The organism is Streptomyces pyxinicus (assembly GCF_024753135.1).
GTDB lineage: Bacteria > Actinomycetota > Actinomycetes > Streptomycetales > Streptomycetaceae > Streptomyces > Streptomyces pyxinicus.
The window spans coordinates 188,535-213,085 of the sequence record NZ_JANUGP010000007.1; the positions used below are offsets into that span (position 1 = coordinate 188,535).

The 24,551-nt window shown below is 72.2% G+C and carries 27 protein-coding genes and 1 tRNA gene; 14 read left to right on the plus strand and 14 right to left on the minus strand.

The genetic code is table 11. The features are described from left to right. Nucleotides 1-8: 8 nt before the first annotated feature. Nucleotides 9-728, minus strand: coding sequence for a hypothetical protein (locus NX794_RS12265; RefSeq protein WP_258778489.1), 720 nt, complete (start codon nt 726-728; stop codon nt 9-11). Nucleotides 729-775: 47 nt separating this feature from the next. Between NX794_RS12265 and NX794_RS12270 the strand changes: the two genes are divergently transcribed. Next, complete coding sequence (locus NX794_RS12270) at nt 776-964, plus strand: DUF5703 family protein (RefSeq protein ID WP_005485166.1); 189 nt, start codon at nt 776-778, stop codon at nt 962-964. 68 nt (nt 965-1,032) lie between these two features. Here NX794_RS12270 and NX794_RS35885 read toward each other — a convergent pair whose 3' ends face one another. The 3 genes from NX794_RS35885 to NX794_RS12290 form a co-directional block, all read right to left on the minus strand. Then, entirely contained in the window at nt 1,033-1,851 is an 819-nt protein-coding gene (locus NX794_RS35885) for a chaplin (RefSeq protein ID WP_309505982.1), read from the minus strand. A 136-nt stretch (nt 1,852-1,987) separates the two neighbouring features. After that, on the minus strand, nt 1,988-2,221 hold the full coding sequence (gene chpH, locus NX794_RS12285) for a chaplin ChpH (RefSeq protein ID WP_258778495.1): 234 nt from the start codon (nt 2,219-2,221) through the stop codon (nt 1,988-1,990). A 147-nt stretch (nt 2,222-2,368) separates the two neighbouring features. Beyond that, nucleotides 2,369-3,694 (minus strand): M20/M25/M40 family metallo-hydrolase, encoded by a 1,326-nt coding sequence (locus tag NX794_RS12290; protein WP_258778496.1) that lies wholly within the window; start codon nt 3,692-3,694, stop codon nt 2,369-2,371. 265 nt (nt 3,695-3,959) lie between these two features. On the opposite strand from NX794_RS12290, the gene NX794_RS12295 reads away from it, so the two are divergent. Next, nucleotides 3,960-4,047: transfer RNA gene (locus tag NX794_RS12295), tRNA-Leu, on the plus strand. A 1,311-nt stretch (nt 4,048-5,358) separates the two neighbouring features. On the opposite strand, the gene NX794_RS12300 is transcribed toward NX794_RS12295, so the two are convergent. The 3 genes from NX794_RS12300 to NX794_RS12310 all read right to left on the minus strand — a co-directional run bounded on the left by NX794_RS12300 (nt 5,359) and on the right by NX794_RS12310 (nt 9,900). Continuing rightward, complete coding sequence (locus tag NX794_RS12300) at nt 5,359-7,338, minus strand: protein-arginine deiminase domain-containing protein (RefSeq protein WP_258778497.1); 1,980 nt, start codon at nt 7,336-7,338, stop codon at nt 5,359-5,361. Nucleotides 7,339-7,424: 86 nt separating this feature from the next. Continuing rightward, nucleotides 7,425-9,218: a sensor histidine kinase gene (locus NX794_RS12305; protein ID WP_309505985.1), complete on the minus strand. Its 1,794-nt coding sequence runs from the start codon at nt 9,216-9,218 to the stop codon at nt 7,425-7,427. Continuing rightward, a complete protein-coding gene (locus NX794_RS12310; protein WP_258778605.1) occupies nt 9,211-9,900 on the minus strand; it encodes a response regulator transcription factor in 690 nt (229 codons plus the stop codon). Before NX794_RS12310 ends, NX794_RS12305 begins: the two co-directional genes overlap by 8 nt. A gap of 214 nt (nt 9,901-10,114) precedes the next feature. Between NX794_RS12310 and NX794_RS12315 the strand changes: the two genes are divergently transcribed. Further along, entirely contained in the window at nt 10,115-10,330 is a 216-nt protein-coding gene (locus NX794_RS12315) for a superinfection immunity protein (RefSeq protein WP_258778498.1), read from the plus strand. A gap of 25 nt (nt 10,331-10,355) precedes the next feature. Here NX794_RS12315 and NX794_RS12320 read toward each other — a convergent pair whose 3' ends face one another. Further along, entirely contained in the window at nt 10,356-10,667 is a 312-nt protein-coding gene (locus NX794_RS12320; RefSeq protein WP_258778499.1) for a DUF1876 domain-containing protein, read from the minus strand. A 118-nt stretch (nt 10,668-10,785) separates the two neighbouring features. Here NX794_RS12320 and NX794_RS12325 point away from each other — a divergent pair, with 118 nt between their 5' ends. After that, nucleotides 10,786-11,160 (plus strand): YchJ family protein, encoded by a 375-nt coding sequence (locus NX794_RS12325; RefSeq protein WP_258778500.1) that lies wholly within the window; start codon nt 10,786-10,788, stop codon nt 11,158-11,160. Nucleotides 11,161-11,225: 65 nt separating this feature from the next. Here NX794_RS12325 and NX794_RS12330 read toward each other — a convergent pair whose 3' ends face one another. After that, the gene (locus NX794_RS12330) at nt 11,226-11,927 is read right to left on the minus strand and encodes a FadR/GntR family transcriptional regulator (protein ID WP_258778501.1); all 702 of its coding nucleotides are present in this window, start codon (nt 11,925-11,927) and stop codon (nt 11,226-11,228) included. A 140-nt stretch (nt 11,928-12,067) separates the two neighbouring features. Between NX794_RS12330 and NX794_RS12335 the strand changes: the two genes are divergently transcribed. Both NX794_RS12335 and NX794_RS12340 read left to right on the plus strand, forming a co-directional pair. Next, nucleotides 12,068-12,586, plus strand: a complete 519-nt coding sequence (locus NX794_RS12335; RefSeq protein WP_258778502.1) for a gluconokinase — start codon at nt 12,068-12,070, stop codon at nt 12,584-12,586. An 82-nt stretch (nt 12,587-12,668) separates the two neighbouring features. Next, nucleotides 12,669-14,066 carry a GntP family permease gene (locus NX794_RS12340; RefSeq protein ID WP_258778503.1) on the plus strand — a complete coding sequence of 466 codons (1,398 nt, stop codon included), beginning with the start codon at nt 12,669-12,671 and terminating at the stop codon, nt 14,064-14,066. 49 nt (nt 14,067-14,115) lie between these two features. Here the strand turns inward: NX794_RS12340 and NX794_RS12345 are convergent, their stop codons facing one another. The 3 genes from NX794_RS12345 to NX794_RS12355 form a co-directional block, all read right to left on the minus strand. Next, nucleotides 14,116-14,742: a cytochrome b/b6 domain-containing protein gene (locus tag NX794_RS12345; protein ID WP_258778504.1), complete on the minus strand. Its 627-nt coding sequence runs from the start codon at nt 14,740-14,742 to the stop codon at nt 14,116-14,118. Further along, the gene (locus NX794_RS12350) at nt 14,726-15,415 is read right to left on the minus strand and encodes a molybdopterin-dependent oxidoreductase (RefSeq protein WP_258778606.1); all 690 of its coding nucleotides are present in this window, start codon (nt 15,413-15,415) and stop codon (nt 14,726-14,728) included. Before NX794_RS12350 ends, NX794_RS12345 begins: the two co-directional genes overlap by 17 nt. A gap of 231 nt (nt 15,416-15,646) precedes the next feature. Continuing rightward, nucleotides 15,647-16,720 (minus strand): hypothetical protein, encoded by a 1,074-nt coding sequence (locus tag NX794_RS12355; protein WP_258778505.1) that lies wholly within the window; start codon nt 16,718-16,720, stop codon nt 15,647-15,649. Nucleotides 16,721-17,078: 358 nt separating this feature from the next. Here NX794_RS12355 and NX794_RS12360 point away from each other — a divergent pair, with 358 nt between their 5' ends. The 4 genes from NX794_RS12360 to NX794_RS12375 are packed head-to-tail and all read left to right on the plus strand — an operon-like array spanning nt 17,079 to nt 19,365. Beyond that, entirely contained in the window at nt 17,079-17,975 is an 897-nt protein-coding gene (locus NX794_RS12360) for a DMT family transporter (protein WP_258778506.1), read from the plus strand. A gap of 56 nt (nt 17,976-18,031) precedes the next feature. Continuing rightward, nucleotides 18,032-18,592 (plus strand): NUDIX hydrolase, encoded by a 561-nt coding sequence (locus NX794_RS12365; protein WP_258778507.1) that lies wholly within the window; start codon nt 18,032-18,034, stop codon nt 18,590-18,592. Nucleotides 18,593-18,613: 21 nt separating this feature from the next. Then, a complete protein-coding gene (locus tag NX794_RS12370; protein ID WP_258778508.1) occupies nt 18,614-19,006 on the plus strand; it encodes a YidH family protein in 393 nt (130 codons plus the stop codon). Next, nucleotides 18,994-19,365, plus strand: coding sequence for a DUF202 domain-containing protein (locus NX794_RS12375; RefSeq protein WP_258778509.1), 372 nt, complete (start codon nt 18,994-18,996; stop codon nt 19,363-19,365). The genes NX794_RS12370 and NX794_RS12375 overlap by 13 nt, the downstream gene beginning before the upstream one ends. 97 nt (nt 19,366-19,462) lie before the next feature. On the opposite strand, the gene NX794_RS12380 is transcribed toward NX794_RS12375, so the two are convergent. Beyond that, nucleotides 19,463-20,383 (minus strand): NADP-dependent oxidoreductase, encoded by a 921-nt coding sequence (locus NX794_RS12380; protein WP_258778510.1) that lies wholly within the window; start codon nt 20,381-20,383, stop codon nt 19,463-19,465. A gap of 84 nt (nt 20,384-20,467) precedes the next feature. Here NX794_RS12380 and NX794_RS12385 point away from each other — a divergent pair, with 84 nt between their 5' ends. From NX794_RS12385 to NX794_RS12400, 4 genes are all read left to right on the plus strand, one after another. Then, nucleotides 20,468-21,037 carry a TetR/AcrR family transcriptional regulator gene (locus NX794_RS12385; protein ID WP_258778511.1) on the plus strand — a complete coding sequence of 190 codons (570 nt, stop codon included), beginning with the start codon at nt 20,468-20,470 and terminating at the stop codon, nt 21,035-21,037. Nucleotides 21,038-21,220: 183 nt separating this feature from the next. Then, nucleotides 21,221-21,520, plus strand: a complete 300-nt coding sequence (locus NX794_RS12390) for a hypothetical protein (RefSeq protein WP_258778512.1) — start codon at nt 21,221-21,223, stop codon at nt 21,518-21,520. Nucleotides 21,521-21,674: 154 nt separating this feature from the next. Next, nucleotides 21,675-22,697 carry a phosphotransferase family protein gene (locus NX794_RS12395; RefSeq protein WP_258778513.1) on the plus strand — a complete coding sequence of 341 codons (1,023 nt, stop codon included), beginning with the start codon at nt 21,675-21,677 and terminating at the stop codon, nt 22,695-22,697. Between the two features lie 5 nt (nt 22,698-22,702). Next, complete coding sequence (locus NX794_RS12400; RefSeq protein WP_258778514.1) at nt 22,703-23,917, plus strand: acyl-CoA dehydrogenase family protein; 1,215 nt, start codon at nt 22,703-22,705, stop codon at nt 23,915-23,917. A 17-nt stretch (nt 23,918-23,934) separates the two neighbouring features. Here NX794_RS12400 and NX794_RS12405 read toward each other — a convergent pair whose 3' ends face one another. Next, on the minus strand, nt 23,935-24,528 hold the full coding sequence (locus NX794_RS12405; protein ID WP_258778515.1) for a TetR/AcrR family transcriptional regulator: 594 nt from the start codon (nt 24,526-24,528) through the stop codon (nt 23,935-23,937). Nucleotides 24,529-24,551: the final 23 nt, after the last annotated feature.

A 24,551-nucleotide genomic window follows, 5' to 3' on the forward strand; every position in this document is an offset into this window, starting at 1 on the left:
CGCCGGTTTCACTTCTCGGTGTCGAGCGGTTCCAGTTCCTCGTCCTCGTCGCCGACGAAATCGAGGTCGTCCTCCTCGTCCCCGTCGGAGTCGGCGGGATCGGCGTCGTCGTCCTCGTCGTCGAAGACCGCGCTGACGTCGAACCGGCACACCAACTGCTGCGAGTCGGCGTGCTCGAACGGCGCCTCCAGCCACTCCCCGGCCTCGGGGGCCTCGTCCGCCGCGGTGACCCAGAGTGTGGAGTCGCCCTCCTCCAGGCCGAACTCCTTGTGCCGGGAGGCGATTTCGTCGGGTTCGAACTCGCCGAAGAGGATGCCGAGCGCGCCGGGGACCGTGCCGGCCGCCCCGTCCGCGTCGCCGCCCAGTTCCTCGTACTCCTCCGCGGCCTCGACCCGCTGGGCCTGGGCCCGCAGCCGCTGGGGTTCGGCCACGGTGTAGTCGCGGCGGATCAGCACGCTGATCGCGTTCGGCTCCTCGGGGCCCGTGTACGGCGGGAGCACGTCCTCGGCACCCGGGATCTCGAAGGGGGTCACCTCGTCGTAGCGGTCGTAGAGCAGCTCGTCGTACGCCTCGGCGGCAGCGGCCAGCTCGTTGAAGGCCTCGGAGACGGCCGGGTCGTCCTCTCCCGACCTGCGTTCGACCGCCGCGAGATGACGGTCGAGCGCGGTCTTGACCGCCTCGGCGGCGGCGCGTACCTCGGCAGCGGTGGGCTGCGCAGCATCAGACATAGTGCAGACGCTATCCGTACCGGGCACCAGCCCGCACAATAGATGCGATGCCGGAATACGAATTTGTCGACGTGTATGTGCCTCGCGGGGTGTCCCGCAAGGACGCCACACGTCTGCTGACGGACCATGCCGAGTACGGACACTGGGAGTTGGACCGACTGAGCCTGCTGCGCGACGGCAGCCGCAGGGTGCGGTTGCGGCGGCGGATCATCCGCCAGGTGCGTGCCACGTGGTGAGCCCCGCCGGACGGGACGCATGACCGGAAGCGGGCCCCGCCGAGACGGCGGGGCCCGCTTCCGTCTCCTTACGCGGCTGCCCGCGCCTTGCGGTACAGCACCGCGCCCGCGAGCAGCGCGCCCGCGCCGGCCGGCAGCGCGAGGCCCAGCGGCAGTTCGCTGCCGGTGTGGGCGAGCTGCCGCTCGGTGCTCACGGAGCTGTCCGAGCCGCCGCCCGCCGCCCTGACCTGGGTCGTTCCGCCATGGGATGAACCGCCTGACGGGTGGCCGCCGCCCTTGGCCGGCGGGGTGTCGGTACCGCCGGTGCCGGGCTTGCCGGGAGTGCCCGGGGTGCCCGGATTGCTCGGCTGACCGGGGTGACCCGGATGCCCGGGGTGCCCCGGCGTGCTCGGCGGGTTGCCGTGGCCGTGGCCGGGCGGCTGGGTGTGGTGTCCGCCGCCGTGCCCGCCGTTGGCGCAGTCGTTGCCCGTGGCGGGGTTGCCGACGCCGATGACGTCGACGCTGTTGCCGCACACGTTCACCGGGACGTCGACCGGCACCTGCACGGTGTTGCCGGAGCCGACGCCCGGCGAGCCCCCGGTGTGGCCGCCGGCGTGCGCGCCACCGGAGCCCGAGCCGGAGCCGCCGGTGTGCCCGTGACTCCCGGAGTCGTTGGCGCACTTATTGCCGGCCGCCGGGTTGAGCAGTCCGACGACGTCGACGGTGTTGCCGCAGACGTTCACCGGCACGTGCACCGGTGCCTGCACGGTGTTGCCGGACAGTACGCCGGGTGAGCCGGCGGCGCTGCCGGCCGCGCCCGAGTCGGCGTGTGCGTAGCCGCTCGCGGCGGCGATCACGCCGGTCGCCGCGGCCATGGTCATCAGACCCTTACGGGTGCCCTGTCGCATGCTGAGTTCCCCCCTGCCTTCGATCCTTCGGTCCTTCGGTCCGGATTTCGATCCGGAAAGGCCGGTCGGCCCCGGAGCGCATGGCGCGCGCTCCGGGGCCGACGGCTCGTAAAAGACGCCCCTCGGGGAGCCGGCGTCAGTTGTTGACGCAGGTGTTGCCGAAGGCGGGGTTCAGGAGCCCGATCACGTTGATCGTGTTGCCGCACACGTTCACCGGGACGTGCACGGGCACCTGGACGACGTTGCCGGAGACGACGCCGGGGGAACCGACGGCGGCACCCTGGGCGCCGGAGTCGGCGACGGCCAGACCCGCGCCCGCGAGAACCAGTCCACCGGTGACAGCCGCGGCGGCGACGACCTTCTTGATCATTGTTCCTCCTAGTTGGCAATGCGATCCCAAGGTGCGGGGATCACGTCAGCTGTAACGAGGAGGGAGTAATGGAGCTACGAGCTTATGGTCGGATTCACCCGTCCCGGTGGGTCTCGTACGGACGCCCGATTACCCGGCTCCGGCAGGTCAGGACGCGTCGATGAAGCGGTCCAGGACCCGCACGCCGAACCGGAGCCCGTCGACCGGGACCCGCTCGTCCACGCCGTGGAACATGCCGGCGAAGTCCAGCTCGGGCGGCAGCTTCAGCGGGGCGAAGCCGAAGCCGCGGATGCCGAGGTCGTCGAAGGACTTGGCGTCGGTGCCGCCGGACAGCATGTAGGGGATGGCCTTGGCGGCGGGGTCCTCGGCGAGCAGCGCGGACTGCATGGCCGCGACGAGGGCGCCGTCGAAGGTGGTCTCGACGGCCTTGTCGGCGTGCACGTCCTCGCGGCGCACATGGGGGCCGAGCAGCCGGTCGAGGTCAGTGAGGAACTCCTCCTCGTGGCCGGGCAGGAAGCGCCCGTCGATGTGCGCGGTGGCCTCGCCCGGGATCACGTTGACCTTGTAGCCGGCGTTGAGCTGGGTGGGGTTGGCGGTGTTGCTGAGGGTCGCGCCGATCAGCTTGGCGATGCCGCCGAGCCGGGCGAGTGTGGACTCCATGTCCTCGGGGTCGAGCGGGGTGCCGAGCGCGTCGCCCAGTTCGTCGAGGAAGGCCCGGGTGGTCTTGGTGACCCGCACCGGGAACTTGTGCCGGCCGACCCGGGCGACGGCCTCGGACAGCTCGGTGATGGCGTTGTCGCGGTGGATCATCGAGCCGTGCCCGGCGGTGCCGGCCACGGTCAGCTTCATCCAGTGCATGCCCTTCTCGGCCGTCTGGATCAGGTAGAGCCGCCGCTCCTCACTGACGGTGAAGGAGAAGCCGCCGACCTCGCTGATCGCCTCGGTGACCCCCTCGAACAGCCCGGGGTGGTTGTCGACCAGGTGGCGGGCGCCCCAGGTGCCGCCCGCCTCCTCGTCGGCGAGGAAGGCCACGACGATGTCGCGCGGGGGCCGGCGCCCGCTGCGCAGCCGGTCGCGCACGACGGCGAGCGTCATGGCGTCCATGTCCTTCATGTCGACGGCACCCCGCCCCCACACGCACCCGTCGGCGATCTCGCCGGAGAAGGGGTGGTGGGTCCAGTCGTCGGCGTTGGCCGGTACGACGTCCAGGTGGCCGTGGATGAGCAGCGCGGGCCGGGACGGGTCCTCGCCCTCGATGCGGGCCACCGTGGAGGCGCGGCCGGGGTGGGACTCGAAGATCTCGGGTTCGAGCCCGACCTCGGCGAGCTTCTCGGCGACCCACTCGGCGGCCTTGCGCTCGCCGGGTCCGGAGTGGTCGCCGTAGTTGCTGGTGTCGAACCGGATCAGGTCGCGGCAGAGGTCCACGACCTCGTCCTCGCCGGTGACGCTCCTGGCCGTGTCCGTGTCGCTCACGCTGCTTCCCTCCGCTGTCCTACGTGCCGTACGCGGTACGGCCCCGCTTCCGTACTCGTACCGGGGCCGTACCGCCGCTGGTCTCCTCATCCTCTCTCCGCCCCGGCCCGTGGCCCAAGACGGGTCCCGGCCCGTCACAGGCCGTTCACGCCGGGCCGGTGCCGGGGACGGGGGGTGATCAGCCACCCCGGAAAGCCTGGTAATGTTTCCTTCGTCGCCGCGAGGAAAACCCCGCCGAGGGAAAGACTCGCACGACAGACACCTGGTCCGGGTGGCGGAATGGCAGACGCGCTAGCTTGAGGTGCTAGTGCCCTTTATCGGGCGTGGGGGTTCAAGTCCCCCCTCGGACACCAGCAGAGACCCCAGTTGATCTGGGGTTTTTCTGTTTTTCGGGTTGCTCGTTCCGCCCATCAGGTACTTGCGGAAGTAGGCGCCGGCGAAGACGCGCAGGACTTTCCGCTCCTGCGGCTCGGTGAGCTGTGCGTCGGAGGGGGTGGCGGCGCTGCGGTCGCCGCACCTGCCCGGCCGGTCCGGGAAGTGCTTCGCGTCGTCCCACGCGGCCACTTCACCGCTGTCCGGCGACCATCGGGTGTTGAAGAAGTTGTGGTTGGCGCCGGGTACGGCGTAGCCGTAGTGGTCGGCCGTGCTGTGGGCGGTCGCGTCGTCGGCGAAGGAGAAGACTTCCTCGCCGACCTGTCCGTCGCAGGTGCCACGGAGCACGGCCAGCGGTGTGCTGTCGATGCGGTAGGCGGCCATGTCCTCGGTCATGACGTTGTAGGCGGGCGCCAGGGCCAGCACCGCCTTGACCTTCACACCCGTGGGCCACTTGTTCTTGTGGGCGTCGGCGGCCTGCCAGGTCACCCCGGCGCCTCCCCGTGAGTGGCCCAGGGTGCCGACCCGGCTCATGTCGACGCGGTGGCGGAAGTCGACATGTGCCGGCTTGCCGGTGGCGGGGTCGACGAAGTGGCCGCTCAGTCCGCCCTTGCCGGTCGCGTCGAGTCGCTGCCACAGGGCAAGGTGGCGGTTGAGGAGATCGGCGCGGGTGGAGGCGTTCTCGTCGCCGCTGGCGGACGAGGCGTTGATGCCGTTGGCGCTCACGGACACCACGACGAAGCCCTGCGCCGCCAGGTCGCGGGCCAGGTAGTCGTAGCCGCGGTTGTTGGCGAGCGGCCGTATGCCCGGTGCGCACGGCCAGCTGTACAGCTTCCGGTCGGCCGCGTTGTAGGCGTCCCAGTCGGCGGCCTTCTCGGCCGCGTCCCGCGCCGTCGCCGCCTGCCGGTCGGCGCACGTCTCGTGCAGGCCGTGGAGCAGGAGGACCAGTGGGTGGCGCGCCTCGTCGTGAGAGGCCTTCGGGTAGTGGACGGTCGCGGCCATCTCCACGGGTTCGCCGGTTCCCGGCAGGGTGTAGGCCTTCGAGCCGAGGTCGTAGCCGACGACTCCCACCGCGTAACGGCCCTCGTGTGCCGCGGTGTGGCGGGGCGCGTCGGCCTGGGCGGCTCCTCCGGCGGACACCACCAGCACGGTGGCGGCGGCCACGGCACCCCGGCACGCGCGGTGCCGGAGGCGGGCGGAGGTTCTTGTCCTGTGTTTCACGTCAATGCTCCAAGGGGGGTTGGCGGGGGTGGCGGTGTACGCCGTCGGGGATCCGGTGCGGGCGCGCACGCTCAGTGCTTCCGCCACCAGCGGGCTTCGGGGCCGGAGACGTCGCGGAGGGTGTTGGTGGCGCAGTGGATCTCGCCCTCGCTGACGTGTGTGCTGATGAGGTCGTCCACGTAGCTCACCCGGTATCCGGTGGCGTGGAAGGCGGCGGTGATGGCCTCGGCGAAGACGTCCTTGCCGTCCACGACCGGGCCGTAGGGCTTGGGGGCGACGTAGTGCCCGCCGTTCAGCACGAGGCCGTTGACGGTGCCGGGGATCTCGGCGACGGCGTCCCGCATCGCCGCCAGCTGCTTCTGCTTGGCGTCCTTCTCCGGGCCGTCCTTCATACCGCGGATCTCGGTCTCCAGAACGGCGTAGTCCAGGGACCGGGCGGTGTACAGGGCGGGGACCCGGACGATCTCGGCGTCCGTCAGGCCCGTTTTCGCCTTGAGTACGGCGAGGTTGGCGTCGATGCGTTCGGCGGCTCGTTCGTTGGTGCCGGTGAACTGGGCGTCGCCGAGGAAGGCGTCGACGCTGCGCTGGTCGATCCGTCCGTCGTACGGCCACTCCAGCTTGGGCAGTCCGCCGTGCAGCGGGTCCGAGCCGTGGCCCTTCTTCCGCACGTCGCGCAGGAGGGCGAGGCCGGCCCGCGGGTCGGCGACCACGGCGCGCCAGCCCAGTCGGCTTCCGGGTGCCGGCAGGAACTGGACGAACTCGTCGACGTGGCCGACGGTCAGCCACGAGGTGTCGAGGGAGACCGGGTCCTGCGTGCCCTGGGCCCGCAGGAAGGCGAGCATCTCGGGCGCGGGACCGTTCTTGCCGGGGGCGGTCCCGTCACCGCCGATGACGATGCGGCCGTGCGGGTTGCCGGGGCTCGGCGGTACCGTCTCCAGATTGCCCATCGAGTCGTAGCTGCTGTTCTCGTCGACGTCGGGCACGTGGCCGATGTGGACGGCCGCTACGTCGTGTCCGGCGAGTTCGGTGAAGGCGGTCCGCGTGGCGACGCGCCGGTCGTCGTTGACCGAGGTGATCAGGACGCGCATGCCGTGCGGGCGGCCGTCCCGGCCGGGGACGGAGACGTAGCCCGGTTCGAAGATGTCCTGGGCCCAGGCGTCTCCCTTCGTGTCGAGGACACGGGAGGGACGGCGCACTCCGCCGGCGGGCAGCGCGGCGTCCAGTTCCTTCGTGAACGCCTCCCCGTAGGTGTCGCCGTCGTCGGTTCCGGCCCGCAGCACCTCCTGGACGGGAGCGGTGTTCAGCTGGGTCAGCACGGGGGCCTGACGCAGTTTCAGGACGGCCGAGGAACCGGTGCCGTCCGCGGTCACGGCCAGGGTGACGCTGGTACGGCCCTGCCACCCGGCGGCGTCCCTGACCACGTCGCGGCCCTCCACGCCGAACTCCACGCCGCGCCGCAGCTCCTGTGCGGTGAGCCGGGTTTCCGGGCCGACGGCCTCCCAGCCGCGCGGTGCGGAACCGCCGGGCCGGTGGACGAACAGCCGTATCCGGTCCGCGTCGCGTGCGGGGACGGTGACGCGGGCGCTCGCGGAGGCGGGGGCTTCGGGCCAGGCCCGGGTGCGGAAGCGACTGAGGTCGGCTTCGTCGTCGCTGCCGTTGACCACGTCGTCCGCGGCGTCGTTGCAGGCCGCCAGGTCGCGGTCGGTCTTGTTCTGCTCCCAGCGGTGGGTGCGGATCAGCTCGGCCCATTCCGCTTCGGCTTTCGCGCGGTCGGGTTCGTCCTCCAGCTCCGCGCGCTTCTTGTCGAACGCCTCGTCATTGGCGTCCTCCCGGTCCACGGCCTGGTCGACCAGTGTGCGGGCGCGGGAGCGGCAGACACCCGCGTCGTCGTCGATGTTCGGCAGGAAGAGCAGGTCGGGTCCGGCGGCCTTCGGCTGGTCCGTGAGGAGTTCGGCGACGGGCGCGCCGGCGGCCGCGGCGGGGACGGCCAGCCCCAGAGCCCCGGCGGTCATGATGCCGGTCAGCAGGAGGCCGCGCGTGTGAAGTCTCATGCGGCGCATGCTGGCAGAGCGTTATGCGGGTCCTGTCAGGATCTTGTGGGCCTCGACCCGCACAGTTCCAGCCGCCCCTCATGTGGTCAGTTGGGGAGTCTCAGGGTGAACGTCGTCCCCGCCCCGACGGTGCTGTCGACCGAGACGGTGCCGCCGTGCGCTTCCATCAGTTTCCGGACGATCGCCAGCCCCAGTCCGCTGCCGCCGGTAGTGCGGTTACGGGATTTCTCCGCACGCCAGAACCTGTCGAACACGTGGGGCAGGTCCTCGGCGGCGATGCCCGTCCCGGTGTCCGCGACCTCGATCACCGTCAGGTCGCCGGCGGCCGTGACCCGTAGTTCCACCGAGCCGTCGGCCGGAGTGTGCCGGATCGCGTTGGAGAGCAGGTTGCCCACGATCTGCCGGAGCCGTACCGGATCGCCCTCGATCCAGTGTTCCCGCGACGCTTCGACGGTGATCCGCACGCCCGCCGCCTCGGCGCGGGCCCGGTAGGCGGAGCCCGCCTGGTGCGCCAGCTCGGCCACGTCGAGCTGCTCGGGATGCGTGCGCAGTTCGCCCGCGTCGGCCGCGGCCAGGTCCTGCAGGTCGTCGATGACGTGCTGGAGCAGGACGGCCTCCTCGTGCAGCGAGGCGAGCAGGTCTTCGTCGGCCGGTACGTGGCCGTCCTGAGCCGCCTCCACCCAGCCCCGGATGTTGCTCAGCGGGGTGCGCAGTTCGTGCGCCACGTCGCCGACCATGACGCGGCGCTGTCTCTCCAGGCGGTCGCGGTGGACGGCCATGTCGTTGAACGTCCTCGTGAGCTGCCCGATCTCGTCGCCGGTGGTGACCGGGACCAGGGCGCTGCCGCCGTCTCTCATGCGCTGGGCCGCGTCCGTCAGCGCCCGCAGCGGCCGGGCCAGCCTGGTGGCGGCGAGCACGCTGACGCCGACGGCCAGGGCAAGGACGAGTCCCGCGGCGCCCGCGACCTGGGCGATGCCGGTGCCGGAGAGATGGAACCTCTGGGTGGCCGGGCCTTCGGGACCGACGAAGAGCTGGGCCGGCGGTGCCACGCTCGACTTGAGCAGCGCCCGGCGTCCTTGGGTGATGCAGGCCGGGACCCGCCGCTCTGCGCCCTGCCTGCGGGGGGACGCCTCGGCGGCGACGAGACGCCAGGTGAAGTCCGGTGCCACCTGGACGCCGTTCAGCCCGGTGTCCTTGAGGCACTCGGCGACCCGTGCGTCGAGATCGTGCAGTGCGGCCCGCTCGGTCGGCGTGGGCTCTGCCAGCTGGGAGCCGTCGCAGGCCGTGGCCCGCTGGTCGTCCGAGCCGGTGAAGGTGCGGACCTCGGGGCGTCCGCTCGGCGTGGTGACCACGGTGGCCTCCACCCCCTGCTCGCGCAAGCAGCCGACCTGGCGGGTCGCGTAGGCGTCCAGCGTGCGTTCCTCGGCGGCGGTGAGCCGGAACGGGCCGGTGGCGCGCGGGTCGATGGGATCGGCGCGGTTGACGGACAGCGGGTCGATGACGGCCCAGGCCCGGCCGGGCAGCCCGCCGGGCCGGGGTGCGCTGTCCGACACGGGGGTGCCGCCCTGCGTGGTGAGGGCGATCCGGCGGTGGGTCTTCCGGGCGAGGTCACGGATCACGGGCCGTACGCCGTCCCAGGTCCGGTGGGTGGCCGCGTAACCGGTCAGGGTGTCCAGCAGCAGGGTGTCGTCGGCGAGGACCTGACCCTGTTGCTTGTCAATGGCGCCGGAGGTCGTCCGGACCGCGATCCAGGCGGTGGCGGCGACCGAGCAGGCGGCGACCAGCACCGTGACGGCCAGCATCCGCATGAGCAGGCCCCTGCGCCGCAGCGGGCCGGCGGCCCTCCAGCCTCCGGCGCCCTCGTCCCGGCCCCTACGCACGGTCAAGGCCCGCGGTGAGCTTGTAGCCGACGCCGTACACCGTGAGCAGCCGGGACGGCCGGCCCGGAGACGTCTCGATCTTCTTGCGCAGGTTCACGACGTGCGCGTCCACGGTGCGGGTGGAGACGAACCGGTCGATGCCGTGCAGTTCCTGCAGCAACTGCTGGCGGCTGAACACCCTTTCCGGCTGGTCCGCCAGCGCGGCGAGCAGCCGGAACTCCCCCGGCGTGCACTCGACCGGCCGCCCTTCCACGGTCACCAGATGACGGACCGGGTCGACGGTGACCGCGCCGACGGACAGCACGGACGAGGGGCCGGCTTGGTGCCGCCGTGCCGTCCGGCGCAGCAGTGTCCGCACGCGGGCGACGAGTTCGCGCGGGCTGTAGGGCTTGGTGAGGTAGTCATCGGCGCCGAGGTCGAGGCCGAGGAGCAGATCGTCCTCGGTCGACCGCGCGGTGAGCATGAGGACGGGCAGGTCCTCGTTCGACGAACGGAGGATGCGGAGCACGTCCAGGCCGTCCACGCGCGGCATCATCACGTCGAGGACGAGCAGGTCGGGCGTGGTCCGCCGGATGTGTTCCAGCGCGTCCCGGCCGTCCGGGACGACCACGACGTGATGCCCCTCGCTCTCCAGGTAGACGCGCGCGAGCCGCGCCTGTTTCTCATCGTCCTCGGCAACCATCACATGTGCGCACACGCGAACGAGGATAGGCAGCCTGCCGGGAATGGCAGGAGAGAAAGCGGGCGCGCTGACCGGTCGCTCATGTCCGCCTGACAGCTTCCTCACATTTCCCGGCGAACCTGCGGGCGGCCACGCGTGAAGTGACGTGCCCGGCTGAGCACTTCGCCGTCCCGGTAGGGTGGCGCCAGTCTGTCCGCTGTCTTTGGAGCGCACCGTGAAGATCCTGCTGACCATGGCAGTCGTGATTGTGCTGGCCCTGCTCTACCTGCTGCCGTCGTACCTGGCTTTCACGCGGGGCGCCAAGGACCGATGGCTGATTCTGGTCATCAACGTCTTCCTGGGCGGATCGATCATCGGCTGGGGCGTGGCCCTGTACATGGCGCTTCGCACGCCGAAGAACGCCGGCAGGCCCTCGCAGGCACTGAACTAGCCCTCCTGCTCCGTCCCCGGTGTGGTCACTCGCGGGTGAGCCACAGCGGTGAGGGGCCGTCGGTCTCGGTGGCGCCGGTGGCTTTCATGTCGCCGGCGGCGGCGCGCAGGAGGGTGCGGCCCATGGCGATGAGGGCGCGGCCGGCGGCGAGTTCGTCGCCGATGTCGGGGTTGTCGGAGTCGTAGGGGCTGCGGCGGGCCTCGGCGCAGCTCTCCAGGACGTTGTCGCCGGTGTCGAGGACGATCCGGGCGGTGGTGTCCGGGTCGCGCTCGGACAGGTAGAGGTTCAGCCGCCATTCCTTGACGGCCGGCGGACGGCTGCTCAGGGGTCGGGTCATCGTCCGTCTCTCCTCCCGGCGTCGCGCGGGTCGTCCGGCGGGGCGCGTCGGTACGGCCCTTCCACTGTGCACCCGGGCGGCGGCGGGCGCCCGTCCTGCCACGGGCAGAATGGGGCCCATGACCTCGCGTACCTGCCCCTGCGGACTCCCTGCGACCTACGACGCCTGCTGCGGCCGGTTCCACTCGGGCGCGGCGAGCGCGCCGAGCGCCGAGCTGTTGATGCGGTCGCGGTACTGCGCGTTCGTGAAGGGGGACGCCGGGTATCTGCTGCGGACCTGGCATCCGCGGACCCGGCCGGAGCGGCTGGAGCTGGACCCCGGCACGCGGTGGACGGGGCTGGAGATCCTGGAGAGCGCGGACGGTTCGGCGTTCCACGCGGCGGGCACGGTGACGTTCCGGGCCTCGTACCGGGGTGGTGAGCTGGTGGAGCGCAGCCGGTTCGAGCGGGTGGGCGGGGCGTGGGTGTACGTGGACGGGGACTTCCTGGACTGACGGGGCTGAGGTGCGTCGGTCTTCTGGACTGAGGTGCGTCGGTCTTCAGACCCCTCAGACCCCTGTCACGGTGCCAGGATGTCGAGTTCCTGGAGGGCGCCCGTGGTGATCTCCCGGGTCAGTTCCTCGGCACGGGCCGCGTCGCGGGCGCGGACGGCCTCGGCGACCCGGACGTGCAGGGTGACGGCGGCGGGGTCGGGGTCCTCGAACATGACCTCGTGGTGGGTGCGGCCGGCCAGGACCTCCGCGACGACGTCGCCGAGGCGGGCGAACATCTCGTTGCCCGAGGCGGTGAGGATGACCCGGTGGAAGGCCATGTCGTGGACCAGGTACTTGTCCAGCCGGTGGCCGCGCGAGTTGGCGACCATGCCGAGCGCGCACTCGGTGAGTTCGGCGCACTGGTCGGCGGTGGCGTTCCGGGCGGCGAGTCCCGCGGCGACCGGTTCGACGGCGGAGCGCAGCACGGTCAGGGAGCGCAGCTGGTGGGGGCGGTCGGCGCCGGCCAGGCGCCAGCGGATGACCTGCGGGTCGTAGACGTTCCACTCGGCCTTGGGGCGGACGGTGACGCCGACGCGGCGGCGGGATTCGACCAGGTGCATGGATTCGAGGACCCGGACCGCCTCACGCATCACGGAGCGTGACACCTCGAAGTGCTGGGCGAGTTCGTCGGTGCGCAGAACGCTGCCGGGAGGGTACTCGCCCGCTGTGATCGCGGGTCCGAGGGTGTCCAGTACGCGTCCGTGCAGCCCTCGGCCCGGTGTGCTCATGCACTCAGCGTACGGCCTGGATCACAGAGCCAAAAAGTCAGACTTATATGTCACAGACTCTTGAATTCGTCGTACCTAATGGGTTTCAGTGTGGCGACGCCGCCGTGGCGTCGGATGTCGAGGAAGACAGCGAGGCAGAGATGCGTACCCCCCAGGTCGTCGTCGTGATGGGCGTCGCGGGGACGGGCAAGACCACGATCGGTCCCTTGCTCGCCGCGCGACTGGGCGTCCCGTACGCCGAGGGCGACGACTTCCATCCGCGGGCCAACATCGACAAGATGTCGGCCGGTGTCCCGCTCGACGACAGCGACCGCTGGCCATGGCTCGACGCCATCGGACACTGGGCGCACGGGCGGGCCGGGCTCGGCGGGGTGGTCAGCAGCTCGGCGCTGAAGCGGGCCTACCGCGACCGGCTCAGGTCGGTCGCCCCCGGTGTGGTGTTCGTGCACCTGACCGGTGACCGGAAGCTGATCGGGGACCGGATGCGGCAGCGGCAGGGGCACTTCATGCCGACCGCGCTGCTGGACTCCCAGTTCGCCACGCTCCAGCCGCTGGCGGCGGACGAGGCGGGAGTCGCCGTGGACGTCGCCGGCAGCCCCGAGGAGATCACCGAACGCGCCGTCCGGGCGCTGGACGCGCTTCCCTCCGCATCCGTGTAGCACCCCGTGTAGCACCGCACCCGGATAACACCGCATCCGGGTGGCCCGCACCCCCGTCCCCCGTAACCGCAAGGGAACCCCCGTGACCAGACTCAGCGTCGAGATGCTGGCAGCGGACGCGCCTCCGCCGATCACCTCCGCCGGACACGCCCAGCTGGGCATCGCCGTCCTGGTGGGCATCGCCGTGATCGTCCTGCTCATCACGAAGTTCAAGCTCCATGCCTTCCTGGCCCTGACCATCGGCTCCCTGGTGCTCGGCGCGGTCGCCGGCGCCCCGCTGGACAAGGTCATCACCAGCTTCACCACCGGGCTCGGCGCCACGGTGGCCGGCGTCGGCGTCCTGATCGCGCTCGGGGCGATCCTGGGCAAGCTGCTCGCCGACTCCGGGGGCGCCGACGAGATCGTGGACACGATCCTGGCGAAGGCGAGCGGGCGCACCATGCCCTGGGCGATGGTGCTGATCGCCTCCGTGATCGGTCTGCCGCTGTTCTTCGAGGTCGGCATCGTGCTGCTGATCCCGGTGGTGCTCATGGTCGCCAAGCGCGGCAACTACTCCGTGATGCGCATCGGCATCCCGGCGCTGGCCGGACTGTCCGTGATGCACGGCCTGATCCCGCCGCACCCCGGCCCGCTGGTCGCGATCGACGCGGTGCACGCCAACCTGGGCGTGACGCTCGCGCTCGGCATCCTGGTCGCCATCCCGACGGTGATCATCGCCGGTCCGCTGTTCTCCAAGGTCGCCGCCCGCTGGGTGGACGTCCCGGCGCCGGACCGGATGGTGCCGCAGCGTGCCTCGGAGCAGCTGGAGCGCCGCCCGCGCTTCGGCGCGACGCTCGCCACGATGCTGCTGCCGGTGGTGCTGATGCTGGCGAAGGCCCTGGTGGACATCGTCGTGGACGACCCCGCGAACTCCACGCAGCGGGTCTTCGACGTGATCGGCTCCCCGCTGATCGCGCTGCTCGCGGCGGTCCTGGTCGGCTTCTTCACACTGGGCCGGCCCGCCGGATTCACCCGGGACCGGTTGCAGCAGACCGTCGAGAAGGGCCTGATGCCGATCGCCGGCATCCTGCTGATCGTCGGTGCGGGCGGCGGTTTCAAGCAGACGCTGATCGACTCCGGTGTGGGCCGGATGATCCTGGACATCTCCAAGGACTGGTCGATCCCCGCGCTGCTGCTGGCCTGGCTGATCGCGGTGGCGATCCGGCTGGCGACCGGTTCGGCGACGGTGGCGACTGTCTCGGCGGCCGGTCTGGTGGCCCCGCTCGCGGCCGACATGTCGACCACCCATACCGCCCTGCTGGTCCTCGCCATCGGCGCCGGCTCGCTCTTCTTCAGCCATGTCAACGACGCCGGTTTCTGGTTGGTGAAGGAGTACTTCGGGCTGAGTGTCGGGCAGACCGTGAAGACCTGGTCGGTGATGGAGACGATCATCTCGGTGGTCGCCGGCGGTCTGGTGCTGCTGCTGTCGCTGGTGATCTAGCGGGGCGAGGGCACGTACGACGCCCGCGGCGCCCCTGGGGAGGGCTTCCCTAGGGGCGCCACAGGGGGTGTTCCCGCTTCGCCCACTGTCGCGACACCGTCCCCGTGCGCAGGCCCCTGCGGGACTCCGGGTCGGCCAGGGCCATGCCGATGTGGCCGGCCAGGACGACGCCGATGGTGAGGGCCAGCCAGTCGTGGACGAAGGTGGCCGAGGTGCGCCACACCAGCGGGGTCAGGTGGGTGAACCACATCAGCAGGCCCGTGCCCAGCATCACCAGGCTCGCGCCGGCGATCCAGGCGGCGTAGACCTTCTGCCCGGCGTTGAACTTGCCCGCGGGGCGCGAGGAACGGCGCTTGTCGCGGACCAGTGCGGCGCGCAGCCAGAGCCGGTCGTGCGGGCCGAAGCGGTTGAGGAAACGCAGATCGGCCCGGAAGGCGCGGGAGGCCAGGCCCAGCAGCACCGGCACCGGCAGAGCGACGCCGGCCAGTTCGTGGACCCGGACGACCAGGTCCCGGCGGCCGACCAGGACCGCGAGCTGCGGGATGTAGAGGACGGCCGCCGTCAGCACGCAGACGCCCATCAGCGCGGCCGTCAGCCGGTGCACCCACCGTTCGGCCGGGCTGAACCGGCGGATCCGGGCGTCCGGCGGGGCCGGGGTCTCAGCCGGTGGGGTCATCGGACCGTCCGTTCGAGCGGCCGACCCAGGCGTCGACGTCGTAGCCCAGGTTCTCCCAGTAGCCGGGCCGCACCCGGTCGGTGACGGTGATGCCGGACAGCCATTTCGCGGACTTGTAGAAGTACATGGGGGCGACGTAGAGGCGGACCGGGCCGCCGTGGTCGTGGCCGATGTCCTTGTCCTGCATGCGCAGGGCGACCAGGACGTCCGGGCGCCGGGCCTGCTCCAGGGTGAGGCTCTCGCTGTAGGTGCCGTCGAAGCAGGTGAAGCGGACGGCCTTCGCGGAGGAGCGGACCCCGGCGGCGTCGAGCAGGTCGGCGAGGCGGACGCCCTCGAAGGGGGTGCCGGGCACCCGCCAGCCGGTGACGCACTGGACGTCCCGGACCAGCCGGGTCTGCCGCAGGGCGCGCAGGTCGGCGAGGCCGTAGCCGCGCGGGCGGTCGACCAGGCCGTCCACGGTGAGACGGTAGTCGGCGGCGGTGCGGTGCGGGACGGAGGCGGCGACCGAGTAGTAGCGGAAGCCGCCGCCGTTGGGCAGCAGTCCGGTCAGGCCCGTGGGGTCCTCGCCGGCGACCGCGCCCAGGAAGCCTTCGAGGCCGCGCTGGACCACGGGCGCGGTGACCAGGCCGAGCGCGCCGAGGCCGAGGGTGCCGAGGAAGACACGGCGGCCGATCGGGCGGCCTCCCGGGTCCTCGGATCGTTCCGGTTCCTTGGGTCGCTCCGGGTCGTCGGATCGTTCCGGTTCCTTGGGTCGCTCCGGTTCCTTGGGTCGCTCCGGTTCCTTGGGTCGCTCCGGGTCCTCGGACTGTCCCGGGTCCTCGGGTCGTTCAGCGTTCACGGTCCCATTCGAGCACCCGGGAGCTGGCGGGGCCAGGAAATGGGGCGCGCGGTAAGACTTCCGTCATCACTCGCCGCCGGATCTCGTGGGGCACTCCTCCCCCAGCGCGCGGGCGCGGGCGGCGCGGAAGGCGGCCGGCGGGTCGTCGTGCGTGTACGACCAGGGTGCCGGGGTGACGTGTTCGCCGATGCGCCGGAAGAGGGCGGCGGCCTCGGCGTGGCGGCCCGCGCGGCACAGGGCGAAGGCGAGGTGGTTGAGGTCGAGGTGGCGTCGGGGGTGGTCGTCGTGCTCCCACTCCAGCCACCAGTCGAAGGCGGCGCGCAGCATCCGGCGGGCGCGGGGGCCGGTCCAGTGGCCGCCGGCGGCCGGGTCCGCGGGGGCGAGGCCGGCGGCGGCGAGGACGCGGTGGCGCTCGGCGTAGGCGACGACCGGCAGGACGGCCAGCGGGGAGTCGGCGGGGGCGCGGGCGGCGGCCAGCTCGGCGAGGTCGTACACCTCGTGGGACTCGGGACGGCGGCCGGCGGGGCGCTCGGCGAGCCGGGCGACCAGCAGATGGTGGGCGTGATGGTGCTCGGGGTGGCGGTGGCGCACCTCGGCGAAGACGCCGAGCACCTCCTGGTCGGTGCCGAGGTCCCGGGCGAGCTGGAGCAGGCCGAGCCAGGGGGTGGGGTCGGCGGGGGCGCGAGCGGCCGCCGTGGCGCAGGCCGCCCGGGCGAGGTCCGGATCCTCCTCGCCGTGCAGGGCGCGCCGTACCTGGGCGAGGGCGTACAGGGCGGCGGCGTCGGCGGATTCGGGCTCGGCGGCTGACCACTGCCGGGCCCGGGCGGCGGCGTGGGGCCGGGCGGCGAGGACCGTGAGCCGGTGGCCGCGGCGGTCCCAGTCGTCACCCGTACGGAGCAGCAGGGAGCGGGCGGCCTGGTGTCTGCCCTGGGCCAACGCGCTGCGGGCGGCGCGCAGTTCGGTGTCGTCCAGAGCGTCGTCGAGGACGTCGCCTGCGGCGTTGTCGGCGATGCCCTCGCGCACGTCGCCGGGGGCTTCGCCGGACGTGTCGTCCAGGGCCTCCGGGTCGTGCGGGGTGGTGCCGCCGGGTCGTTCCGCGGGGGCGCGGCGCGCGCCGAGCAGAGGCGGGAGTGAGGTCACCGCGGGTCTTCCTGTTTTCGGGCTGTCATCGACCGATCACGCACAGCCAACCCTGAGCCAAGGGTCGCGTCAAGCGGAACGGTGATGTTACTGGATTCAACTGCCTTGGAGGAAGCGGCACTTGAGGTGACTCCAGGTCGGCCCGGGCACCTCTCCGGCGGGCCCTGTGGCGTACGCCATGGCGGGGGACGCACCGGGCACCCACCATGGCGGGACGGTCCCCCGGCCGGCCGCCCGGTGGCGGCGTGACCGGGACAACCGGCCGGTTCCGGGTACTCTCCGGGTCAATGCCGTCCCCGGAGCACTACAGTCGGCCACTGCGCGTCCGTGGTCCGGCCGGATGATCGAGGTACGCAGCGTGTCCGTTCTGGTTCTCCTTCTCGCCGTCAGCGCGGCCTGCTGTCTGGGCTTCGGGTTCGTGCTCCAGCAGGACGCCGCGCAGCGGGCGCCGCTGAGCGACTTCCTGTCCTTCCGGCTGCTGCTCGACCTGATGCGCGTGCCGCGCTGGCTGGGCGGCCTCGGGCTGATGATCGCCGGCATGGTGCTCGGCGCGATCGCCCTCGGCAAGGGGGAGATCTCCCTGGTCGAACCGCTGCTGGCGACCAACCTGCTGTTCGCGCTGGCCCTGTCGCGGTATCGGACCAGACAGCCGCTCGGCCGTCAGGGCTGGGCCGGTCTGCTGCTGCTCGCGGGCGGGGTGAGCGCGTTCATCCTGGCGGGTGAGCCGCGCGGGGGCAGCGCCGTCGCCGACCCGCTGCGGCACTGGCTGATCGTCGGCGCGATGGTGGGGGTGGCGCTGCTGCTCACGGCGTACGGCAAGCGTTCCCGGCTGAGCTGGGGCCCGGTCCTGCTGGCCACCGCCGCCGGGCTGCTCTACGGCGTGCAGGACGCGCTGACCCGGGTGAGCGGCACGCTCTTCGGCGCCGACGGGCTCACCGGGCTGCTGACCAGCTGGCAGCCGTACGGCGTGCTGGCCTGCGGGGTCACCGGTCTGGTCCTGGTGCAGAGCGCGTTCGAGACGGCGCCGCTGCGCATGTCGCTGCCCGCGCTCACCGCCGCCGAGCCGCTCGCCGGGATCCTGTGCGGGGTGGGTTTCCTCGGCGACCGGCTGCGCACCGACACCGGGGCGCTGGCCTGGGAGGCGGCCGGACTCGCGGCCGTGGTCGCGGGCATCGTGCTGCTCGGGATGCACCCGGCGATGCCCTGCGGCGGCGCGGAGTCCGAGCCCCCGGCCCGGGACCTGCAACGCCGCTGAGCCCCGGCCCGGGGTCCTGGACCGGCCGCTGAGGCGCCGCCTGCTTGGATGACGGCATGAACCCAGCCGACCCCGCACACGACCCCGCACACGACCCCGCACACGACCCCGCACACGAGATCCTCGACATCGTCGACGAGCACGACCGGGTGATCGCGCGGTATCCGCGCGGCGAGGCCTACGCCCGCGGGCTGCGCCACCGGTGCGCGTTCATCGAGGTCAGGGACGCCTCCGGCCGGCTCTTCGTGCACCGGCGCACGGCCACCAAGCTGGTCTTCCCGGCCCTGTACGACATGTTCGTCGGCGGGGTCGTCGGGGCGGGCGAGTCCTACGACGAGGCCGCCCTGCGCGAGGCCGAGGAGGAGCTGGGCGTGTCCGGCCTGCCCCGGCCGGAGTTCCTCTTCAAGTTCCTGTACGACGACGGCGCCGGGCGCACCTGGTGGTCCGCGGTCTACGAGGTGCGCTGCGAGCTGCCGGTACGGCCTCAGGCGGAGGAGGTCCAGTGGTACGACTTTCTGCCCGAGGACGAGGTCGAGCGGCGGCTCGGCAGCTGGGAGTGGGTGCCGGACGGGCTGGCCGCGTACGAGCGGCTGCGGGCGTTCCGGGCCGGGCGGTGAGGCGCCGGTAGGGTCGGCGGCGTGAGCGGATTCGTGGACAACGTCCGGCTGTGGTTCGCGCCGGAGCGGGTGCGGGACGAGGGCGACACGCCCGACTACCGGTTCTCGCTGGCCAACGAGCGCACCTTTCTCGCCTGGCTGCGGACGGCCCTGGCGCTGATCGGCGGCGGGTTCGCGGTGGACCAGTTCCTGCCGGACCTGCGCTGGGCGTGGCGGGCCGGTCTCGCGCTCGCGCTGCTGGCGGCCGGGGTGCTGTGCGCGCTGCGCGCGGTGAACCACTGGGTGCGCTGCGAGCGGGCGATCCGGCGCGGCGAGGACCTGCCGGCGTCCCGGTTCCCGGCGCTGCTGGGCGTGGTCGTCGCGGTGGTGGCGGTGGCGATGGTGGTCGTGGTGCTGGCCGGATGGGAGAAGTGAGCGCCGGGCGGGACCCGGGGCTCCAGCGGGCCGGGCGGGACCCGGAGCTCCAGCGCGCCGGGCGGGACCCCGGGCTCCAGCCCGAGCGGACCCGGCTGGCGTGGCGGCGTACGACGCTGTCGGCGGTCGTGGCCGCGGTGCTCGCGGTGCGGACGGCACTGCGCGACGGGTCGGCCCTCGGGGTGACCATGGCCGCGCTGTGCTGTCTGCTGTGGCTGTGCTTCCTGGGCCTGGCGCATGGCCGGATCCGGGTGCTGTCCGCCGGGTCCCCGCCGCCGGCACTGGCCGCCCGGCGGGCGACGGCGGCGGTGCTGTGCGCGGTGGCACTGGCGGTGTGCGCGGCCGTACTGGTGGTGTGACCGCCCGAGCGACCCGGATCCGTGGTGGCCAGGGGTTATCCCGCGGAAACCCTTGAGGCGGCTGGAGCGGCGTCCGCCGAGTCCCCCGTGCGCCGGTTCACAGCGCGATCACGATCTTGCCGTGCGCGTGCCTCTCGGCCTGCGTGGTCACGGCTTCCCGGATCCGCTCGACCGGGTAGGTCGCCGCGATCGGCACCGTGATCTCGCCGGAGTTGATCAATTCGGCGATCCGCTCCATGGCGCCCGGACCCGCGTCGACGGCGCCCGCCTTGTGCACACCGGGCGGCGGGGCGGGGCCGTCGGCCACGACGGTGACGCGGTCGGGTGCCACGCCGAGCTTGAGCGCGGTCTCGGCCGCCTCCCTTCCGAACAGGTCGGCGGCGGTGGTGATCCCCTCGGGGGCCAGGGCCCGCACCCGGTCCGCCAGGCCGGGGCCGTACGCCACGGGTTCGGCGCCGAGCCCGCGCAGGAATCCGAACGTGCCCTCGGAGGCGGTGCCGAGCACCCGGGCGCCGGCGAGCTTCGCCAGCTGCACGGCGAAGATGCCTACGCCGCCCGCCGCTCCACCGATCAGGACGGTGTCCCCGGCGCGGAGCCCGATCGCGGCGAGCGCGGCGGAGGCCGTCAGGCCGGACACCGGAAGCGTGGCCGCCACCTCGTCGGCGATGCCCTCCGGGGTGTGCCACAGATTCGGCGCGGGTGTCTCGACCAGCACGAAATCGGCGACGGAGCGGCCGATCGCGGCCCCGTACACCCGGTCGCCGACCGCGAATCCCGTCGCTTCGGCGCCGACCTCGTCCACCACTCCCGCGAAGTCGCTGCCGAATCCGGCCGGCAGGGTGATGCCGAACCGCGCCGCCATGTCGGGCTGCGTGGTGATCTGCCAGTCCATCGGATTCAGCCCGGCCGCGGTGACCCGGACGCGCACCTCGTCCGGCGCGGCGTGCGGCTCGGGTATGTCCCGCACTTCGAGTACTTCCGGACCGCCGAACCGCTCGTAACGCACAGCTTTACTCATCGATGACCTCTCCTGGCCAGTGATGGGACTTGGTCTCATCGACCCTACAGCAAGCGATGGGACCAAGTCCCGTACACTGTTCGCATGGCTCGCTGGCAACCCGACGCACCAGGACGACTCGCTGCCGCCGCCCTCGACCTCTTCGAGGAGAACGGCTACGAGAACACGACCGTGATCGAGATAGCGGAGCGCGCGGGGCTCACCAAGAGCACGTTCTTCCGGCACTTCCCGGACAAGCGCGAGGTGCTCTTCGGCGGGGGTACGGTGGCCGGCCTGCTCGTCGAGGGGATCGCCTCGGCGCCGCCGGGGGCCGGGCCGCTCGACACGGTGGCGGAGGCCCTCGACGCGCTCGGCCGGACGTTCTTCACCGCCGACCACCGCGACTTCAGCCGCCGGCGCCAGGCCGTGCTGAACGCCCATACGGAACTGCGGGAACGCGAAGCCCTGAAACGGATCGGCCTCACCGCCTCGATGATCGAGGCCCTCAGGCACCGGGGAGTCCCGGACCTGACCGCGCGCGTGGCCGCGCAACTGGGCACGCTCACCTGGGAGATCGCCTTCGACCAGTGGATCGACGCCGGCAACGGCGAGGGCTTCGGCCCGCTGGCACGACAGGCGCTCGCCGAGGTACGCGCGGCGGGAGCCGCAGGCTAGGCCGTCGGGTCCCGGGCGTCCGACCACGCCATGGTGACGGCCCTCGGGGGCGAGCGGATCGGCGAGACCTCGCGGGTACGCGACCGCCACGCAACCAGGGTGCCCCGATACATCCCTTTCGCGTGGCAGCCTGTGCGTCGTCAACTCCGCGTGCCAACTCCCCGTACCCCGAAGGTGAGCACCATGACCGCCCCGCACCAGGAACACACGGACCACGGGACACACCGCCACGGCCCCGACTGCGGGCACACCGCCGTCCCGCACGGCGACCACGTCGACTACGCGCACGACGGTCATCTGCACCGGGAGCACGGCGGCCACTGGGACGAGTGCGAGCCGGCCGGGCACAGCGCGCACGAGGGTCACGAGCACGTGCACCACGACGAGTGCGGGCACGCGTGGGTGCCGCACGGCGACCACGTCGACTATCTGCACGACGGGCACCGGCACGCCGAGCACGGGGACCACTGGGACGACCACTGACCCGCCCGGAACGCACCGGCCGGCTCCCCCAGGGGCGGCCGGCCGGGGTGGCCCCGGTCACGTTTCCGGTCGCGTTCGCGTCACCCACTGGACGACATACCGACCGGTCGGCATCATGAGGGGCGTCGTGTTCACCCGTTCGTAGGAGTGATGTATGAGCGCCGACCACCCGCCCGGCCTCGACCTGGACCGGCTGCGCGCCCTGCTCGACCGGGAACGCCCCGGGCTGGTCGCCGGCCCCCTGAGCGGCCGGCTGATCGAGGGCGGACGGTCCAACCTCACCTACGCGGTCTCCGACGGCACCGGCCGCTGGGTCGTACGGCGCCCTCCGCTCGGCCATGTCCTGGCCACCGCGCACGACATGAGGCGCGAGCACCGGGTGATCAGCGCCCTGCACCCCACCTCCGTACCGGTCCCCCGGCCGGTGCTGCTGTGCGAGGACGAGGAGGTGCTCGGGGCGCCGTTCTACGTGATGGAGTTCGTCGAGGGCACCCCGTACCGCACCGCCGATCAGCTCGTCCCGCTCGGCCCGGAGCGCACCCGGGACGCGGTGCTGTCGCTGGTGGACACGCTGGTCGAGCTGCACGCGGTGGACCCCGCCGAGGTGGGCCTCGCTGACTTCGGCCGCCCGGAGGGGTTCCTCGACCGGCAACTGCGCCGCTGGGGCAAGCAGCTCGACGCCTCCCGCGACCGCGAGCTGCCCGGCATCGACGAGCTGCACGCGGCGCTCGGCCGGGACCTGCCGCCCTCCCCCGCCGCGACCGTGGTGCACGGCGACTACCGGCTCGACAACGTGCTGATCGGTGAGGACGACCGGATCAACGCGATCCTCGACTGGGAGATGTCCACCCTCGGCGACCCGCTCACCGACCTCGGCCTGCTGGTGATGTACAGCCAATCGCTCGGCATGCCCACCTCTCCCGTCTCCACCACCGCCGAGGCACCGGGCCATCCCGCCCCACGCGAGCTGATCGAGCGGTACGCCGCGCGTTCGGGGCGCGACGTCTCCCAGGTCTCCTGGTACACGGCGTTCGCCTGGTTCAAGCTCGCCGTGATCCTGGAGGGCATCCACTACCGGTACACGCTGGGCCAGACGGTCGGGCGCGGCTTCGACCGCATCGGCGAACTCGTACCCGTCTTCATCGACCACGGACTGACCACCCTCCAGGAAGGCTGAGCCCCATGGACTTCGCGTTCGACGCGCGCACCGAGGAACTGCGGGCCAGGCTGCTGGCCTTCATGGACGAGTACGTGTACCCGGCCGAGCCGGTCGCCGAGGAGCAGCGGGCCGCGCTGGCCTCGCCCTGGGACACCCCGGCCGTGGCGAGGGAGCTGAAGGCGGAGGCGCGCCGGCAGGGCCTGTGGAACCTGTTCCTGCCGGACGCCGAGTACGGCGCCGGGCTGACCAACCTCCAGTACGCGCCGCTCGCCGAGATCACCGGCCGCTCCCCGCACCTGGCGCCGCCCGCGACGAACTGCGCCGCGCCCGACACGGGGAACATGGAGGTGCTGGCGCAGTTCGGTGACGAGCGGCAGAAGAAGCAGTGGCTGGAGCCGCTGCTGGCGGGTGAGATCCGCTCGGCGTTCGCGATGACCGAGCCGGAGGTGGCCTCCTCGGACGCCACCAACATCACCACGCGGATCGAGCGGGACGGCGACGAGTACGTCATCACCGGCCGCAAGTGGTACATCTCCGGGGCGATGAACCCGGACTGCGCGATCTTCATCGTGATGGGCAAGACCGACCCGGACGGCCCGGACATCCGCCGTCAGCAGTCCATGGTGCTGGTGCCGCGCGACACCCCGGGCGTCACGGTGAAGCGCGCCATGCACGTCTTCGGCTACGCGGACCACTCGCACGGCGGGCACGCGGAGGTCGTCTTCGACCGCGCGCGGGTGCCGGTCGCGAACCTGGTCGGTGAGGAGGGCGGCGGCTTCGCCATCGCCCAGGCCCGGCTCGGCCCGGGACGCATCCACCACTGCATGCGGCTGATCGGCATGGCCGAGCGGGCGATCGAGCTGATGTGCCGGCGCGCGGTCTCCCGTACCGCGTTCGGCAAGCCGCTGGCCCGGCAGGGCGTGGTGCAGGAGTGGATCGCGGACGCCCGGGTCACCGTCGAGCAGTTGCGGCTGCTGGTACTCAAGACGGCCTGGCTGATGGACACCGTCGGCAACCGGGGCGCGCACACCGAGATCCAGGCCATCAAGATCGCCACCCCGCGCGCGGTGGTCGGCATCCTGGACCGGGCGATCCAGCTGCACGGCGCGGGCGGGGTGAGCCAGGACTTCCCGCTGGCCGAGCTGTACGCGAGCGCCCGCACCCTGATGCTGGCCGACGGTCCGGACGAGGTGCACCAGCGGTCGCTGGCGCGCCGGGAGCTGAAGAAGTACGTCTGAGGTAGGAGCCGGTGCCCTCAGGGGCGCAGTGCCCGCAGGAGGAGGTCGGCGAGGTGGTCGGCCACCTCCTGGGGGGTGAGGGGGCCGTCGGGGCGGTACCAGGTCGACAGGTGGTGGACCGAGCCGAAGTGGTAGTCCACGACCAGGTCGGCCGGGGTGGCCGTGGCGAAGACACCGGCCTGCTGGCCCTCCTCGATCAGGGCGCGGAAGCGTTCGTGGTAGCGGCGGCGCTCGGCGCGGACCTGCTTGTTCTTCTCCGGGCTGAGGTGGTGCATGGACCGGAAGAAGATCATCGCGTCGTCGAGGTGCTCGATGGTGGTGACGACGACGTCGGCCGCCGCCGCCCGCAGCCGCTTCTCCACCGGCTCGTCGGCGTCGGCGAGCGCGTCGAGCCGCTCCTGCTGGACACGCAGCATGCGGGCGTACACCTCATGCAGCAGGTCGTCCTTGGAGCCGAAGTAGTGGTACAGCGCCCCCTTGGTGACGCCGGCCGCCTCCACGATCTCCTGCACGGAGGTGCGGTCGTAGCCCTGCTCGGCGAAGAGCCGGGTGGCGGCGGCCAGCAGCCGCTGCGGGACGGGCGTGCCGTCCTTGTCCGTGGTCCTGGGCACAGCCGCCACCTGCCTTTCCTCGT

Bases quoted from the DNA above. Each gene is read 5' to 3' on its own strand.
- NX794_RS12265 (WP_258778489.1), bottom strand. From the start codon at position 728: ATGTCTGATGCTGCGCAGCCCACCGCTGCCGAGGTACGCGCCGCCGCC.
- NX794_RS12270 (WP_005485166.1), top strand. From the start codon at position 776: ATGCCGGAATACGAATTTGTCGACGTGTATGTGCCTCGCGGGGTGTCC.
- NX794_RS35885 (WP_309505982.1), bottom strand. From the start codon at position 1,851: ATGCGACAGGGCACCCGTAAGGGTCTGATGACCATGGCCGCGGCGACC.
- chpH (WP_258778495.1), bottom strand. From the start codon at position 2,221: ATGATCAAGAAGGTCGTCGCCGCCGCGGCTGTCACCGGTGGACTGGTT.
- NX794_RS12300 (WP_258778497.1), bottom strand. From the start codon at position 7,338: ATGAGACTTCACACGCGCGGCCTCCTGCTGACCGGCATCATGACCGCC.
- NX794_RS12310 (WP_258778605.1), bottom strand. From the start codon at position 9,900: ATGGTTGCCGAGGACGATGAGAAACAGGCGCGGCTCGCGCGCGTCTAC.
- NX794_RS12320 (WP_258778499.1), bottom strand. From the start codon at position 10,667: ATGACCCGACCCCTGAGCAGCCGTCCGCCGGCCGTCAAGGAATGGCGG.
- NX794_RS12325 (WP_258778500.1), top strand. From the start codon at position 10,786: ATGACCTCGCGTACCTGCCCCTGCGGACTCCCTGCGACCTACGACGCC.
- NX794_RS12330 (WP_258778501.1), bottom strand. From the start codon at position 11,927: ATGAGCACACCGGGCCGAGGGCTGCACGGACGCGTACTGGACACCCTC.
- NX794_RS12335 (WP_258778502.1), top strand. From the start codon at position 12,068: ATGCGTACCCCCCAGGTCGTCGTCGTGATGGGCGTCGCGGGGACGGGC.
- NX794_RS12345 (WP_258778504.1), bottom strand. From the start codon at position 14,742: ATGACCCCACCGGCTGAGACCCCGGCCCCGCCGGACGCCCGGATCCGC.
- NX794_RS12365 (WP_258778507.1), top strand. From the start codon at position 18,032: ATGAACCCAGCCGACCCCGCACACGACCCCGCACACGACCCCGCACAC.
- NX794_RS12375 (WP_258778509.1), top strand. From the start codon at position 18,994: ATGGGAGAAGTGAGCGCCGGGCGGGACCCGGGGCTCCAGCGGGCCGGG.
- NX794_RS12380 (WP_258778510.1), bottom strand. From the start codon at position 20,383: ATGAGTAAAGCTGTGCGTTACGAGCGGTTCGGCGGTCCGGAAGTACTC.
- NX794_RS12385 (WP_258778511.1), top strand. From the start codon at position 20,468: ATGGCTCGCTGGCAACCCGACGCACCAGGACGACTCGCTGCCGCCGCC.
- NX794_RS12390 (WP_258778512.1), top strand. From the start codon at position 21,221: ATGACCGCCCCGCACCAGGAACACACGGACCACGGGACACACCGCCAC.
- NX794_RS12395 (WP_258778513.1), top strand. From the start codon at position 21,675: ATGAGCGCCGACCACCCGCCCGGCCTCGACCTGGACCGGCTGCGCGCC.
- NX794_RS12400 (WP_258778514.1), top strand. From the start codon at position 22,703: ATGGACTTCGCGTTCGACGCGCGCACCGAGGAACTGCGGGCCAGGCTG.